General features: G+C 58.9%; 11 protein-coding genes. 1 reads left to right on the top strand and 10 read right to left on the bottom strand.

The features are described from left to right. Positions 1-7: 7 nt before the first annotated feature. The 8 genes from OF385_RS10965 to OF385_RS10930 all read right to left on the bottom strand — a co-directional run bounded on the left by OF385_RS10965 (position 8) and on the right by OF385_RS10930 (position 7,832). Positions 8-1,465 carry a hypothetical protein gene (locus OF385_RS10965; RefSeq protein WP_264275417.1) on the bottom strand — a complete coding sequence of 486 codons (1,458 nt, stop codon included), beginning with the start codon at positions 1,463-1,465 and terminating at the stop codon, positions 8-10. Positions 1,466-1,495: 30 nt separating this feature from the next. Continuing rightward, positions 1,496-2,668 carry an NAD(P)/FAD-dependent oxidoreductase gene (locus tag OF385_RS10960; RefSeq protein WP_264275416.1) on the bottom strand — a complete coding sequence of 391 codons (1,173 nt, stop codon included), beginning with the start codon at positions 2,666-2,668 and terminating at the stop codon, positions 1,496-1,498. After that, entirely contained in the window at positions 2,668-3,882 is a 1,215-nt protein-coding gene (locus tag OF385_RS10955; RefSeq protein ID WP_264275415.1) for an NAD(P)/FAD-dependent oxidoreductase, read from the bottom strand. Before OF385_RS10955 ends, OF385_RS10960 begins: the two co-directional genes overlap by 1 nt. 3 nt (positions 3,883-3,885) lie before the next feature. Then, a complete protein-coding gene (locus OF385_RS10950; RefSeq protein WP_264275414.1) occupies positions 3,886-4,200 on the bottom strand; it encodes a (2Fe-2S)-binding protein in 315 nt (104 codons plus the stop codon). Further along, a complete protein-coding gene (locus OF385_RS10945) occupies positions 4,200-4,490 on the bottom strand; it encodes a (2Fe-2S)-binding protein (RefSeq protein ID WP_264275413.1) in 291 nt (96 codons plus the stop codon). The genes OF385_RS10950 and OF385_RS10945 overlap by 1 nt, the downstream gene beginning before the upstream one ends. A 311-nt stretch (positions 4,491-4,801) precedes the next feature. Beyond that, positions 4,802-5,806, bottom strand: coding sequence for a LysR family transcriptional regulator (locus OF385_RS10940; protein ID WP_264275412.1), 1,005 nt, complete (start codon positions 5,804-5,806; stop codon positions 4,802-4,804). Between the two features lie 69 nt (positions 5,807-5,875). Then, positions 5,876-7,402 carry an NAD(P)H-hydrate dehydratase gene (locus OF385_RS10935; RefSeq protein ID WP_264275411.1) on the bottom strand — a complete coding sequence of 509 codons (1,527 nt, stop codon included), beginning with the start codon at positions 7,400-7,402 and terminating at the stop codon, positions 5,876-5,878. A gap of 79 nt (positions 7,403-7,481) precedes the next feature. Continuing rightward, positions 7,482-7,832 (bottom strand): holo-ACP synthase, encoded by a 351-nt coding sequence (locus OF385_RS10930; protein WP_022874098.1) that lies wholly within the window; start codon positions 7,830-7,832, stop codon positions 7,482-7,484. Positions 7,833-8,117: 285 nt separating this feature from the next. Between OF385_RS10930 and OF385_RS10925 the strand changes: the two genes are divergently transcribed. Next, positions 8,118-9,995, top strand: coding sequence for a DUF262 domain-containing protein (locus OF385_RS10925; RefSeq protein WP_264275410.1), 1,878 nt, complete (start codon positions 8,118-8,120; stop codon positions 9,993-9,995). 304 nt (positions 9,996-10,299) lie between these two features. On the opposite strand, the gene OF385_RS10920 is transcribed toward OF385_RS10925, so the two are convergent. Together OF385_RS10920 and OF385_RS10915 are read right to left on the bottom strand one after the other, a co-directional pair. After that, positions 10,300-11,439 carry a mannitol-1-phosphate 5-dehydrogenase gene (locus tag OF385_RS10920; RefSeq protein WP_264275409.1) on the bottom strand — a complete coding sequence of 380 codons (1,140 nt, stop codon included), beginning with the start codon at positions 11,437-11,439 and terminating at the stop codon, positions 10,300-10,302. Further along, positions 11,436-13,397 (bottom strand): PTS mannitol transporter subunit IICBA, encoded by a 1,962-nt coding sequence (locus OF385_RS10915; protein WP_264275408.1) that lies wholly within the window; start codon positions 13,395-13,397, stop codon positions 11,436-11,438. Before OF385_RS10915 ends, OF385_RS10920 begins: the two co-directional genes overlap by 4 nt. Positions 13,398-13,434: the final 37 nt, after the last annotated feature.

Genomic DNA, 13,434 nt, shown 5'->3' with positions numbered 1-13,434 from the left:
AGGGTACCTAGATGAACCACATTAATACACCAACAATCAGGAAATAGAACGAGTTCGGCAAGGCCAGAATCATCACCTTGATGGGGTCCACCCTAATGTTCAGCGCAGAACCAACAAGCCCGCACACCACAAAGGCAGTAAGCCCGACCGGTGGCATATTCTGTCCAGCGGCAGCAATGTGCGACGCGCCCAAGGCCACATTGACCGGGTCCACACCCATGCCTGTCAGAATGGGCCCCAAGAAGGTCACCAGAACGGTTTGCGAGGTAGTCTGCGAGCCGGTCAGCATGCCGACACCCACGATGCCTGCGGCGCCCCCGAGCTTCAGCGAAGTTCCGGAGAGGGATTCGGCTGCTTGGGCCACCACGTCGATGGCCCCCGTGGCGTAGAAAACTCCCACCAGCACGGCAGCGCACAGCTGGATTTGAACTGTTCCGCTGACGTTGCCGAGCCCTGTTTTGAACGTGCCGATGGCCTCCTTGCGGACGCTTCTGAACGTGAAGCTGACGATGATCGCCACCACGATGGCCAGGACTACGGGGAAGGCCAGCCCCTTGATGATGGGGACAGCCAGCATCCACGCTGTGACGTTACCCAGCACTGGCAGTTCGGTGAAGACATTGTAGGAGAATCCGGTATTCAGCAAGACAATGACAATGAGGATCATCAACGGGATCATGGTCATCCAGCGTCGCTTGGCCAGCTGCGCAAACGCCCTGAACCCGGTGTCCACTTCATCTAGCTGGCGGGACTTCTGGCTTGCATCCGCGCTGAACTGCTCATTGCCTGAAGCGCTCACGCTGCCTGCCGGAATCTTGACGGCTGCCGCCGGGCCGGCCAGGCGCCCTCGCTTGTTCCGCACAAAGCGATAGGACTCCAGGATTGCCAAGGCGGCACCAATGCCTACGGTGATGTAGGCGATTCTGGTCACCGGCGTAGGGTCGGTGCCCACCAGAGATGAAGCCAGGAAAACACCCTGCGAAATGGGCGGCATGATCGAACCGATGGAGGCACCGAACAGGATGATCATGCCGATTTGCACCGGCTTGATATTGAGCTGGCTTAGTGAATGAATCACGAAGAAGCCAATGACAGTGGCTGCAGCGATGGCATCGCCCAGCAGCGACCCGGCCAGGATCAAGGTGATGAATACCGCAGTGATCAAGGCCCGCGGCGACTTTCCGAACAAGGCCTTCAGACCGAGCAGGGTGGTTTCCATGGTACCCAGCCTGACTTGGGACTCGGCATAAACGCTTCCGACAATCGACAGGGCGATAACCCACGCGAGCCGATCCACACCATCGATGATGGCAAGGGCCCATTGGGCCGGGTCCAAACCGCCAATGAGTCCTGCGGCCAGGGCCGCGACCAGCAAGGCAGCACGAATGTCGCCACCGATCACCGGGATCTTCTTCACCAGTGCGATGACGAAGAGCAACGTCATCGGTATTACTACAACCAGCATTGGGTTGCCTCCTTAATAGTGGCTCTTCGTTCAGGACACGGCAGTATCTGAGAAGCGGTCAATCGACAGTGCCGGGAGGAAGGCCGAACGCGGTTGGCCAGCTTCCAGCAGTTCTGCGACCAGGCTCCCGGTGATCGGAGCCAGCGCAATGCCGTCGCCTTCGTGTCCAGCGGCAACCACGTATCCGGTCAATTCCGGCACCGTGCTGATAATGGGCAATCCATCGCCGGTTGAAGGCCTGAAGCCGGTCATCGAGCGGATAATTTGTGTGTCCCGCAGGCTTGGAACCAGCCGGACGGCATGCTTGGCGATCGCCCTCATCACTTCGACACCTTGGGGCTTGTCGAATCCGGTGAACTGGCGGCTTCCGCCGATGAGCAGGTTCCCGGAGTCAGTTTGGCCAAGCGAGAGCCCGATGCCAAATGGCGGCGCGTTTTCTGGATTGACCGATGCCAGGTGCTTGGCAGCGATATATTGCGCGCAGAGCACGTTGCCATGAACAAGGTGCGGCAAGGCTTCGGAGATCAAGATCGTTCCGCGCCGAGGCTCCACCGGCACCTCTACACCGGCTAGTGCTCCTACATGCCGTGCCTGCGGACCGGCAGCATTGATCACCACGGGCGCGGCAATTTGCCCCCGAGTCGTGGTGAGTCCGGTAATTCTTCCGTGCTGCGAGTCGATGGCGATGACTTCAGTATGGGTTTGGAATCGCGCGCCAAGGCGCAATGCGGCGCGATAGAAAGCAGCATTCAGCGCCAGGGGATTGACTTCTGCATCGTCTGGGCTATGTGAAGCGCCAAGGACGTGGTGCGAAATGCAGGGCTGACGTTCGCGAGTCTGCGCTGCATCGAGCAGCTCTACCGAGATCCCCGCAGACTGCTGCTGGCCGATGAAGCCTTTCATGAACTCAAGTTGTTCAGCGCTCTCAATGACCACCATTCCGCCATCGCCCTTCAGCTCGATGTCGGCATCGAGTTCCGCACCCAGGGAGTCGTACATCCGTCGGCTGGCCAGCGCCAGCTCCATGTGGATCCCGGGGCGCTTGGACTGCAGGAAGATGGCCTTGTCGCAGGACCCCGAGGCTCCTGAGCCCGGTCCGACTTGCTCTACGACGATGACCTCGCGTCCCTGCTGGGCAAGCCTAAAGGCAATGGAGGTCCCGATGACACCGGCACCGATAACAACAGCATCAGCCGAGTCCATCACAGCACCCCCTGCCGGTTGGCCGCTTGGCTATCCGAATGCGCATTCCACAGCGCGTCGGCACGTTGCCGCCCCACGCGTACCTGGGGTTCGAAGGAGAACTCGCTGGACTGGCGAGCATGCTCAACGCTGGCAACCGCCGCATCGACCTGTTCCGGGGTAGCGAGTCCGAGACGGCAGGCCACGGAAGTTCCCGCTAGCCGGCCCTGGGCCATGGCGACCTTGGCACTTTCGATTCCGATCGTGTTTCCCGCGGCGAAAAGCGACTCGCGGCTGGTCTCCAGCTCGCGGCTGTATAACGGAACGGTACCGCCAAGCTCGCTAATCGATCCGGTTGCACACCCCGCTGTGAGTTCCTGCAATGGATACAGGCCGCCGGAAATGCATACGCAGTCGACCGGAATATCCCTTGAGCGGCCGGCGAGCTTCCCACCGGCTGTCAGGTCGTGGACGCGAATGCCGCGCACGCTGTCCTCACCCAGGATCTGGGTGACGGCCTGCCGCAGGTGCAGCCGGGTGCCGAGCATCGTGACGCCACGCCGCGGGAAGAGGCGGGCGGCCAGGTTCCGGGCGGCGTGGGCCTGCATGATCTTCCCGGCGAATTTCAGCAGCGGGTTGGGCGCGATGGCGGACATGGAGGAGAGGTAGCCGAGCACCTTTTCCGGCATGGCGCGGTCCATGCTGAATTCCCCGGGGCTGGGCAGGAAGATCCCGACAACGTCGGCACCGCACAATGCCAATTCACTGGCTACCGACAACGACAACGGATCAACCCCGATGATGGCGATGCGCTGGCCCGGGAACACCCGATAGTAGTTGGTCAGTGTTTGCGCAGCACCTATGGCCATGGCGCCGGGAAGCGTCCAGCCCGGAATGGGTACGGCGCGTTCTGCCGCCCCGGTGGCAACCAGCAGGTTGCTGGCCATGATCTGCTCTGCACCGTCGAGGGACAGAACCCATCCGGGGGACAGGGCCCATACCTTGGTGGCCAGGCGAAGGGTGGCTCCCGCATCGCGGGCTTGCAAGGCCAACGTGCTCGCTTCATCCTTGCCGATCCACCACGAGCCAGAGGCTTCCTGATGCAGCTGCCCCAGCAGCCTCCCGCCAGGTTCCGTATTCTCGTCAATGACGATCACGGTGGCACCTGCCCGCGCGGCCACAATCGCCGCGCTCAGACCAGCCGGGCCGGCCCCGATAATTGCCAAGTCATACATGCTTTACCCATCCCCTTCGGCGCGGCGGTCATCGGGCGAGGCCAGGATCATCCCATCGGCGACCGGCGTCAGGCAGGCCCGGACACCGGGATCGCCGTCAACGGTCAACCGGCATTCGTAGCAATGCCCGATCCCGCAGTACACGCCGCGTTGCTGCCCGGTGCCCCTGGTGCGGCGCAGCGCCCGGATGTCATTAGCCAGCAATGCGGACACCACGGAGTCGCCTTCGATAGCGGTGTAGGGCTGGTCGTTGAATACGAAGTCCACTGGATTCTTGGCCAGCGGACCCAGAACGGGATGATTCTCGATGCGTTTCATCAGCGATCCGCCTCATCCCAAGCCGCGGGGTCCTCGGCCAGGTCGGCCAGGGAGATGGGGCGCAGCGGGTTGTTCCGCGTCCACGCCCCATCCTGGGCGAGAACGCGATCAGAGCCTTCGACAATGCGGCCCAGGAGCGGGGCGCAGGTGCGGCCCTGGCAAATTCCCATGCCGGCACGTGTCTGCAGCTTGATTTCCCGGAGGCTGATCGGTCCCGTTGCGGCCGCCAGACAGGATGTGATGATCGACAGCGGGACTTCCTCGCAACGGCAAATCGTTGGATCGCTCATGCCGATTCTCCTTTCGATGTGCGCGGACTGATGAATCAAATGTCCGCGAATCATCGGAAGCTTACAAGCTGGCGAGCAACAGAAAAGGTGGCAAGGGAGTCGAGGAAAACTGTCGCTGGGTTTCAACGCGGCACGCAGGCCACAAAACTTCGCGGGTTTTCGGCCGATCATGCTGGCGCGCGGTGCCCGCTGCTGCCTGCCTGGCACGGTTCGTCGTAAGCCGGCAGGGCGCTTTTACCAGAATGTTACGCGGCGCACATCGGCGCGGCGCTAGAGCTCCATGAATGCCGGTGGCAGTCCCAAGGAAGGCGCTAGCCGGGATCCTCGCATGAACTGATGCGCTCGCCGATGGCACCGAGCGGAGTTTCCTGCGGCTCGAGGAACGCTGTCCTGGTCCATTGCAGAAATTCCTCGGCGGCGTCCTGCAGGGCGGCCAGCGTAGCTGGCAGCAGCTGGTTCGAGTCCGAGGATCGGTGCGCCACAAGCACCCGGCGCTTGAGCGATCCGGCGTTGATTCGGCACATCTGGATCGACCTGTCGATGCCCAGGGCCAGCGCAGGCATCAAAGCGACGCCGAGCCGCTCCTTGACAAAGCCGCGGATCACGTCGAAGTCGTTGCTGAAGTACTTGATGTCAGGCTGGAAGCCTTCGCGTTCGCAGGCCTGGAGCAGGTAGTCGGTATCCGCTGAGCCAGGGTCATTGGCAACCCATTGTTCTGCGGAAAAGTCGGCCAGGGAAATCCTGGTCGTGATGGTGCCCGAATCGGGGCTGGCAACCATGACCAGTTCTTCTTCCATCACCGTATGGGCCACGAGTCCCTCGGGCCACTGCGGGGTCCCCAGATCGTAGTCGTAGAGAATTACAAGGTCGGCGAAGCCTTCCAGGACGTCGTCAATGAGGGTCCGCCCCTCACGTGCGTTCTGGACCGAAATATTGATGTTGGAGTGCTGGGCGGCCAGGCGGGCCAGGGCGCGCGGAATGAGCTGTGCCGCGGCCGCTCCTGTGGCGGCGACCCGCAGCCTCCCGCTGGCGCCGCTGGCGTAATTGGCCATATCGTCCTCGGCCTCAACCACGAGCTTGAGAATCCGATTCGAATGCTCATCCATGGCCAGCCCCGCAGCGGTGGGCCAGAGGTTCCGCGGGCCACGCTCGAAGAGCTCAACTCCCGCGGACTTCTCCAGGGCCGCGATTTGCTGCGAGACCGCCGAGGTCGTATAGCCCAGCTGCTTGGCCGCGGCGCTATGCGACCCGGCACGAATGACTGCCTGCAAGGTTCGGAGGTGGATGATATTCAGATTGCCCTTTGCCCAGCGCATCGATGCCTCCGTTCTATTGGCCCATGGCGGGGCGCCCGTGATTCCTCATGATCTTTCGAGGAATGGTTCCTAGAAGCCGAAGCGCTTCATCACCCCGGGCAGGTTATCGATCAGGCGCGAGGCGCTGACCGTGCCATCTTCGGCAGTCACTCGTCCCAGGTGGCCGTGGATGATTGCGGCGCACGCCGCGAGTTCCATGATGCGACGGTTAGGCACGGTGCGCAGGCCCTGGGTTCCCGTCAGGGAACTGTCCGCGAGCAAATAGCCAAGAATTCCCGTGAGGACATCGCCGCTGCCGGCGGTGGCCAGCTGGGGAGCTGAGTGCGAAACCACTAGGCTGGTGCCGTTAGGTGCCACGATGTAAGAGGTGGGGCCCTTCAAGAGCACCACGGCGTTGTATGCCAGAGCAGCCCACCGGGTCCATCTAATCGGATCCTGCGCAATCTCATCAGGGGTGACCTTGACGCCGGCGCGGCCCAGAAGCATGCGCAATTCCTTGGCATGCGGGGTGAGCACACGAGGCTGTTCGCTGGGACCGGTGGGCACAACTTCCAAGCCAGACGCGTCAATGACCGCTGGCTGGCGGCTGGCGAAGACTTCCGCGATAACACCGGTTGGGGGAGTGCGTCCATCAAGACCAGGACCGATGGCCCAGGCCGAGATCTTGGCTCCCTTGCCATGCAGGTGGCGACGCGAGGAAGACAACGCCTCCTTGATCTGCTCATCATCCATAGGGACGGATTCCGGAACCGATGCCGCGACCAGAGGCCGAACCGATTCCGGGACATGGGTGCGTAGCAATCCGATTCCGCAGTTCACGGCAGCCTTGGCGGTCAGCTGAGCTGCGCCAGGGTAGAGGTCGGAACCGGCGATGAGGCCCAAGACGCCACGCTGGTACTTGTGCCGTCCCGCGTCGCGCCACGAACGGTGCTGGTCCAGAAGTTCCCGCGCAGCAGCTTCATCAACCAAGTGGGTCTCTGGCGTTACGGAGGAGAAATCGAAGTTGAGATCTGCCACGGTGATGTCACCGGTCACCAGAGGAGCGTCAATGGTCAACAGGCCGGACTTCATGGCGCCAAAGGTCACGGTGCGCTCGGCACGCAGGACGTTGTCTTCTGCGACACCGGTTTCAGGGTTCAGGCCCGACGGCACGTCGCACGCGACAATGCGGGCGTTCGCGGGAAGGGAAGGCAGCGGGGAACCGGCACGGTAGCCCAGGCCGTAAAGGGCATCGATGATCAGCGACGCGTTGGCGAGCTCGCCTTGGCCGTCAGTAAAATCAGTCAGGGTTCCGCCGGCGCTCTGGTAGGCAGCAGCCGCATCGGAATGAACCTGCTCTGCATACTGCAATGCGAGCGTGGAGATTCCCTGCTCTTGCAGCTGGGCTAGCGCATAAAGGCCATCTCCGCCGTTGTTGCCAGGTCCGATGAGGGCGATAACAAAGGCAGGTTCCGGGCCCGGTTTGTCAGCCAGCATGGCGACGGCCGTTGAAGCCAATTCAGCGGCTGCTTGCTTCATCAAACTCGCTTCGCCACGCTTGGAAATCTCCTGCGACTCAACCGCACGAATCTGCGCAACACTGTAGACAGAGATCATGAAACAAACAATACTCAAGGCCGTTGGCCGAATCATTATTTAATGCCGAACGTGTCGTTATTCTTTTGTTTTGGAAGTCCTAGCGTTCCGCGACAACCATGGCGATTGCCATGTCGCCATCGTGTGACATGGTCAGATGCCATGAAGTGATACCCCGCTGCTCACTGGCCTCGGCAACCGAACCGGTGTTGTGGATCTGCGGATCTCCAGCTTCGTCTTTGCGGATGGTGCAGTCTTGCCAGTTCATCCCTGCAGGTCCGCCCAGTGCTTTGGCGATGGCTTCCTTGGCAGCGAAACGGGCGGCAAGGGAACGAAGCGGCAAATCGCGTTCTTCTTCAGTGAAGAGGCGCTCTTTCAGGCGTGGGGTCTTTTCGAGCTGTCGGCCAAATCGTGGCACGTCAACAATGTCCACTCCAATACCTGCAATCATGTACCCCAGTTTATCCAGCTGTAGTGAAGCTGGAAAACGAACGGCGTGTGCTTGTGTTTTCTCGCGCAAGATATCGATTTACACACGCCGTCGTATCAAGCTGACCATCCGAGTATGAACGCCAATATTGGATCGCGGAGGTACGCAATCTGAGCCAAAGATAAGAAGACAGCCGCCGTCAATAGGCTCTATCCTTTCATGGCCCAAAGAAATGGTAGACGTGAATGTCGGTCTGATGGTATTTGATAGTACTTGTCACTCGACGGAAAGGCATAGAAACAGAAAATGGAAACTCATACCCGCAGCCCACGAGATCTTTTTGAGGGAAAAGAACATTACGAAATTCCAGCCTTTCAGCGGCCATATGTATGGTCGGAGGAGGAGCAATGGGCGCCATTGTGGGATGACGTCCGACGAGTTGCCGAGAGTGTAGTAGCCGCAAAAGTCTCAGATCCAGAATCAGATCCTGAAATTCAGCATTTCATGGGAGCCGTTGTTTACGAATCGAAAAGGCCAATTGCGGGTGACGTTACCAGACACGAAGTAATCGATGGCCAACAAAGAATGACCACGATTCAAATTCTTCTCGACGCAGTGCATGAGGTAATCCAACGACGGAACCACGAAGAGCAATCAGAAGCACTTCAAGAACTGATCATCAATACTGGCACCAGATTCAAAGGCAAGAAAGAACGCTTCAAACTGTGGCCTTCCCAAGCGGATCGCAAGGCATTTGAATACGCGATGGACGCAGTGGATGAGACAGAAATCGAGCACCGTATCGTGGACGCTCATAAATTCTTTGGCAAAGAAGCGGATGATTGGATCTCCGGTGCCGCTGATGATGATGGGCTGGTTCCGCCTGGGGACGAAGCACAACGTGTTGAGGCTTTGAGCTCAACACTTCAGTATCGGCTTGTGCTCGTTGCCATTGACCTCACCGGGCATGATGATGCTCAACTCATATTTGAGACACTCAACGATCGCGGCACGCCGTTGCTCAAAGCAGATCTAATCAAGAATTGGATCTTCCGCAAAGGCGAAAAGATCAAGGCAGACGTCTCACGTTGGGCAGACGATCTTTGGGCTGAATTCGATGGCGAATGGTGGAGAACGGAAGTGCGTCAAGGGCGATTGACTCGCTCCCGCATCGATATCTTTCTACATTACTGGCTGACGATGCGTAGGCAGGATGAAATCAAGGCAGATCAGGTCTTCAGGATTTTCACTGAATATGCGGATCCATACATGAGAACGGTTGAAGATGCAGAAAGGCTGCTTAAGGAATTGCGTCGAGACGCTGACACCTTCCACGATTTCTCAGCATTGGAACCGAATACGCCTGAAGGCCAGTTTTATTGGCGTGTCATTGAGCGTCTGGATATGGCAACAACAACGCCGGTCTTCCTTTGGATGTTATCGGTAAATCACAAAATTCCTTCAGAACAAAGACGAATAGCTCTTGAGGCTCTTGAAAGCTGGGCGATTCGTAGAATGCTTCTGCGGTTGACGTCCAAGGATGTCAACAAGTTTGTCATCGTGATTCTGAAGATGCTTGATTCATCTGAAAAGCACGTGGTTGGGGACAGCCTCATTGAGTTTTTGCGGAGCCAGACGGCTGAGACGAGAAAATGGCCAACAGCGTCCGAGATGAAGGAAAATCTGCCACAGCAACGGGTCTACGGATATATCAGGCAGGATCGATTGCGCGTTATCTTCAGCGCAGTCGAGCGACATTTGCGCACAAAAAATTCGCGATACGAAGCGGTAAGTTTACCGGAGAAACTGGAAATTGAACATCTCATGCCGCAGGGTTGGCGAACTCTTTGGGATACCGAACCAAAACTTAATTTGGAAAAGGCACATGAGCGGGAACGATTAGTGAACTCGTTAGGCAACCTAACACTCGTCACCAAATCCTTGAATGGTTCATTATCTAACCGGCCCTGGACGGATAAAGAGGCTCTAGGGCTAAAAGAAGGTGGCGAACCAGGATTAGGGAAACATTCACTCTTGGAGTCTTACAGTCTGCTGATCCTAAACAAAGAAATCCTTACCAACCATCCGCTGGAATGGACAGAAGGAGACATCAAAGCACGTTCCATTTCGCTGATCGAAAGTATTTGTGAGGTTTGGACACGTCCAGAAGAATTGTTGTCCTAAATCCAGATGCCATTGGCATCCAATTCATGACGGTTGGCTCACAACTTGACCCTACTTCGAGATTTTGTGCCAAGGTCAAGTCCATGAGTTCTGTCCCTCACTTTCGTGTGAGCCGGACTTGCAAATTAAAGCCTGTGCATAGCGAGACTGGCGGTGAGAACGACGGTCGCGAGCACGACGAATGACGGCGCATCTTATGGCCTTTGCTACGCTAAGCGATCCGGAGTGTTGCAATTGACTGAGGGGTCTCGCGCTGCCACATGGCAACGCGAGACCCCGCGAGTTCGAACAATGGATGCCGCTGTTACACGGCTGCTTCAACCAGGGAACTCACCTTGGCGAAGAGCGGATGCTCTGGCTCCAGTCCGGTGATCGAGGCAGTAGCCTCATCAGCGGACTGGCTTTCTAGGATCTTGTGCAGGGTGGCTGCTTCCTCATCCTCTGGTGCATTGAAGCGAAGAGCGGCCGCAATGGCTTCTTCCAGCGCTTCGGTTTCCATTCCTCGCTCGGCCAGATCAGCGGCCGGGCCGATGAAGCGTTCGTGGCGGCTGAGCTTGCGCAGTGGCGCTCGGCCTACACGGCCCACGGTGTCCGGCAGGTGAGGGTTGGTGAAGCGGGTCAGGATCTTCTGCACATAGGCTTCCTGCGCGATGGGATCCAAACCATGCTTGGTCACCAGCAGTGCCTTGGTCTCCTGCAGGACTGTATTGACCTTCTGCGAGATCTGCTCATCAGCCATGGCATCAGAGATCTTCTCAATCCCAGCGGCAGCACCGAAGTACGCTGCACTGGCGTGGCCGGTATTGACCGTGAAGAGCTTGCGTTCAATGTAAGGCAACAATTCATCGACAAATGTTGCCCCGGGAATCGCTGGTTCATTTCCACGGAATGGGGTGCGGTCGATGACCCACTCGTAGAAGGTCTCTACGGTGACATCAAGGTTCTGGCCTGGTGCCTGCGCCGGGACGATGCGGTCTACCGCGGTGTTGGCAAAGGTGGCACGCACAGCCAGATCATTCTCGGAACCTTCCCAAGCGGACTGGATTTCCTGTTGCAGGATGTCGGTGGCGTTGATGGCGTTTTCACATGCCATCACATGCAGCGGAGCCAGGCTAGGCGAGCGCTGCACAAGCCCCTGCGCGATGGCCGGGGCAACGAACTTCAGGATGTGCGGACCGACCGCGGTGGTCACTAGATCAGCGGTGGCAATCTGCTCGATGAGCTCAGTCTGCTGGGTGCCGGAGTTCAAGGCGCTGAAGCCGGTGACGACCTTGTCTTGTCCTTCCTGGCCGACCTCGTGCACGGTGTAGCTGTCTGCCGCTGTGAGGCTGTCGATCAGTTCTGCTGCAACGTCAGCGAAAACGATTTCATAACCGGCTTCGTGCAGCAGCAAACCGACAAATCCTCGGCCGATGTTTCCCGCTCCAAAATGTACGGCTTTCACTTAGTGTTGACCTTTCCGAATAGATCAAGGATCTCCTGTACGGAGGTGGCCTGCTCCAGCTGGGCGACCTGTTCCTTGTTGGTGAAGATCTTGGCGATGGAAGCCAGGATCTTCAGATGTTCATTGTTCAGGCCCGCGACGCCCACAACAAACTTCACGTCCTTGCCGCCCCAGTCGATACCTTCCGGGTAGCGGACGACGGCAACTGCCGAGTGGTTGATGTGTTCCTTGGCATCGTTGGTGCCGTGGGGGATCGCCAAGAAGTTGCCCATGTACGTGGAAACCGAAGTTTCGCGCTCATGCATGGCCTTCACGTAGTCTGCATCGACAGAGCCGCGCTGCATCAGCAGCTGGCCGACTTCCTCGATGGCTGAGTCGCGTTCGGTGGCGGTACCCGAGAGCACCACGCCGCCAGGCTGGAGGACCTCATGGCTTGGCTGTGCTTCCTCTGCCGGGGCGGCCGAAGAATCTTCAGCCGTGGTTGGAGCCACTGCCGTAGTGTCCTCTGCAGCAGGATCGCCAGCATCGCCATTGCTCTTGCGGACCAGCTCGACGATCTCGTCATAGCGGGGGCTGTTCATGAAGTTGTCCACCGAGACGTGCGTGGCGCTTTCGGTCTTCGGCTTGGCCCGGTCGGTGAGGTCCTGGTGCGTGACAACGATGTCGTAGGTGTCCGTCAGGTTGGCGATGGCCGAGTTGGTGACCTTGACTTCGCCGAAGCCAGCATCCTTGATCTTATTGCGCAGGACCGAGGCGCCCATGGCGCTGGAACCCATGCCCGCGTCGCAAGCGAAAACCACGGAACGGATGGGGCCGGAGACCGCGGCTGCGGAAACCAGCGAAGAAGCTACGGAACTCTTCTTGCCCTTCATCGCCTCCATCTTTGAGGTAGCTTCACCCAGCTCATCGCCATCGGAAGCCTTGCTGAACTTCAGAATCGCGGCAGCGACGACGAAAGAGACGATCGCGGCAAAGAGTACCGAGAGGGTAACGCCAAGATAGCTGTCCGACGCGGTCGCAGCGTAGACCGCCAGGATGCTGCCGGGGGCCGCAGGGGAGCGCAGACCGGCATCGGTAACTACCAGGGTGAAGACACCGGTCATGCCGCCGAGAATCGGAGCCAGCACGATTACTGGCTTCATCAGCACGTAAGGGAAGTAGATTTCGTGGATACCGCCGACAAACTGGATCAGTGCGGCGCCGGGAGCCGAGGCGCGGGCCATGCCGCGCCCGAAGACCGTGTAGGCCAGCAACAGCCCGAGACCCGGGCCGGGGTTGGACTCGAGCAGGAACAGCATCGACTTGCCGGTGTTCAAGGACTCCTCGGTGCCCAGCGGGGTGAGGATGCCGTGATTGATGGCATTGTTCAGGAACAGGATCTTTGCCGGTTCGATCAGGATGCTGGTCAGCGGTAGCAGGCCGTGCTGGACCAGGAAGTCGACGGCTGCTGCCGCGCCCTGGCTGAAAGCCTTAACCGCCGGGCCGACAATCAACATGCCGAGGATTGCCATGATGGCGGCGAGGATGCCGGCGGAGAAGTTGTTCACCAGCATCTCGAAGCCGGGCTTGATGCGGCCTTCCCACAGTGCATCCAGCTTCTTCATGACCCAAGCCGCCAGCGGGCCCATGATCATCGCGCCAATGAACATCGGGATATCGGTACCCACGATCACGCCCATGGTTGCTGCGGCGCCGACAACGCCGCCGCGCAAACCGTAGATGGCATGTCCGCCGGTGTAGCCGATGAGCAATGGCAGCAGGAAGGTGATCATTGGATCTACCAGCAGTGCCAGTTGTTCGTTCGGCAGGAAGCCGTCCGGGATGAACAGGGCAGTGATCAAGCCCCAGGCGATGAACGCGCCGATATTGGGCATGATCATGCCCGAGAGGAAGGTGCCGAACTTCTGGACACCGACTCTCAAACCGGCGCGTGGTTTTTCAACCGTTTCTGTTTCCATGACTAATCCTAAGAATTCGCCCGTGGGCGGGTAGTAG

This window comes from Glutamicibacter sp. JL.03c (assembly GCF_025854375.1).
Taxonomy (GTDB): domain Bacteria; phylum Actinomycetota; class Actinomycetes; order Actinomycetales; family Micrococcaceae; genus Glutamicibacter.
This window is presented reverse-complemented; position numbering and strand designations above follow the sequence as displayed.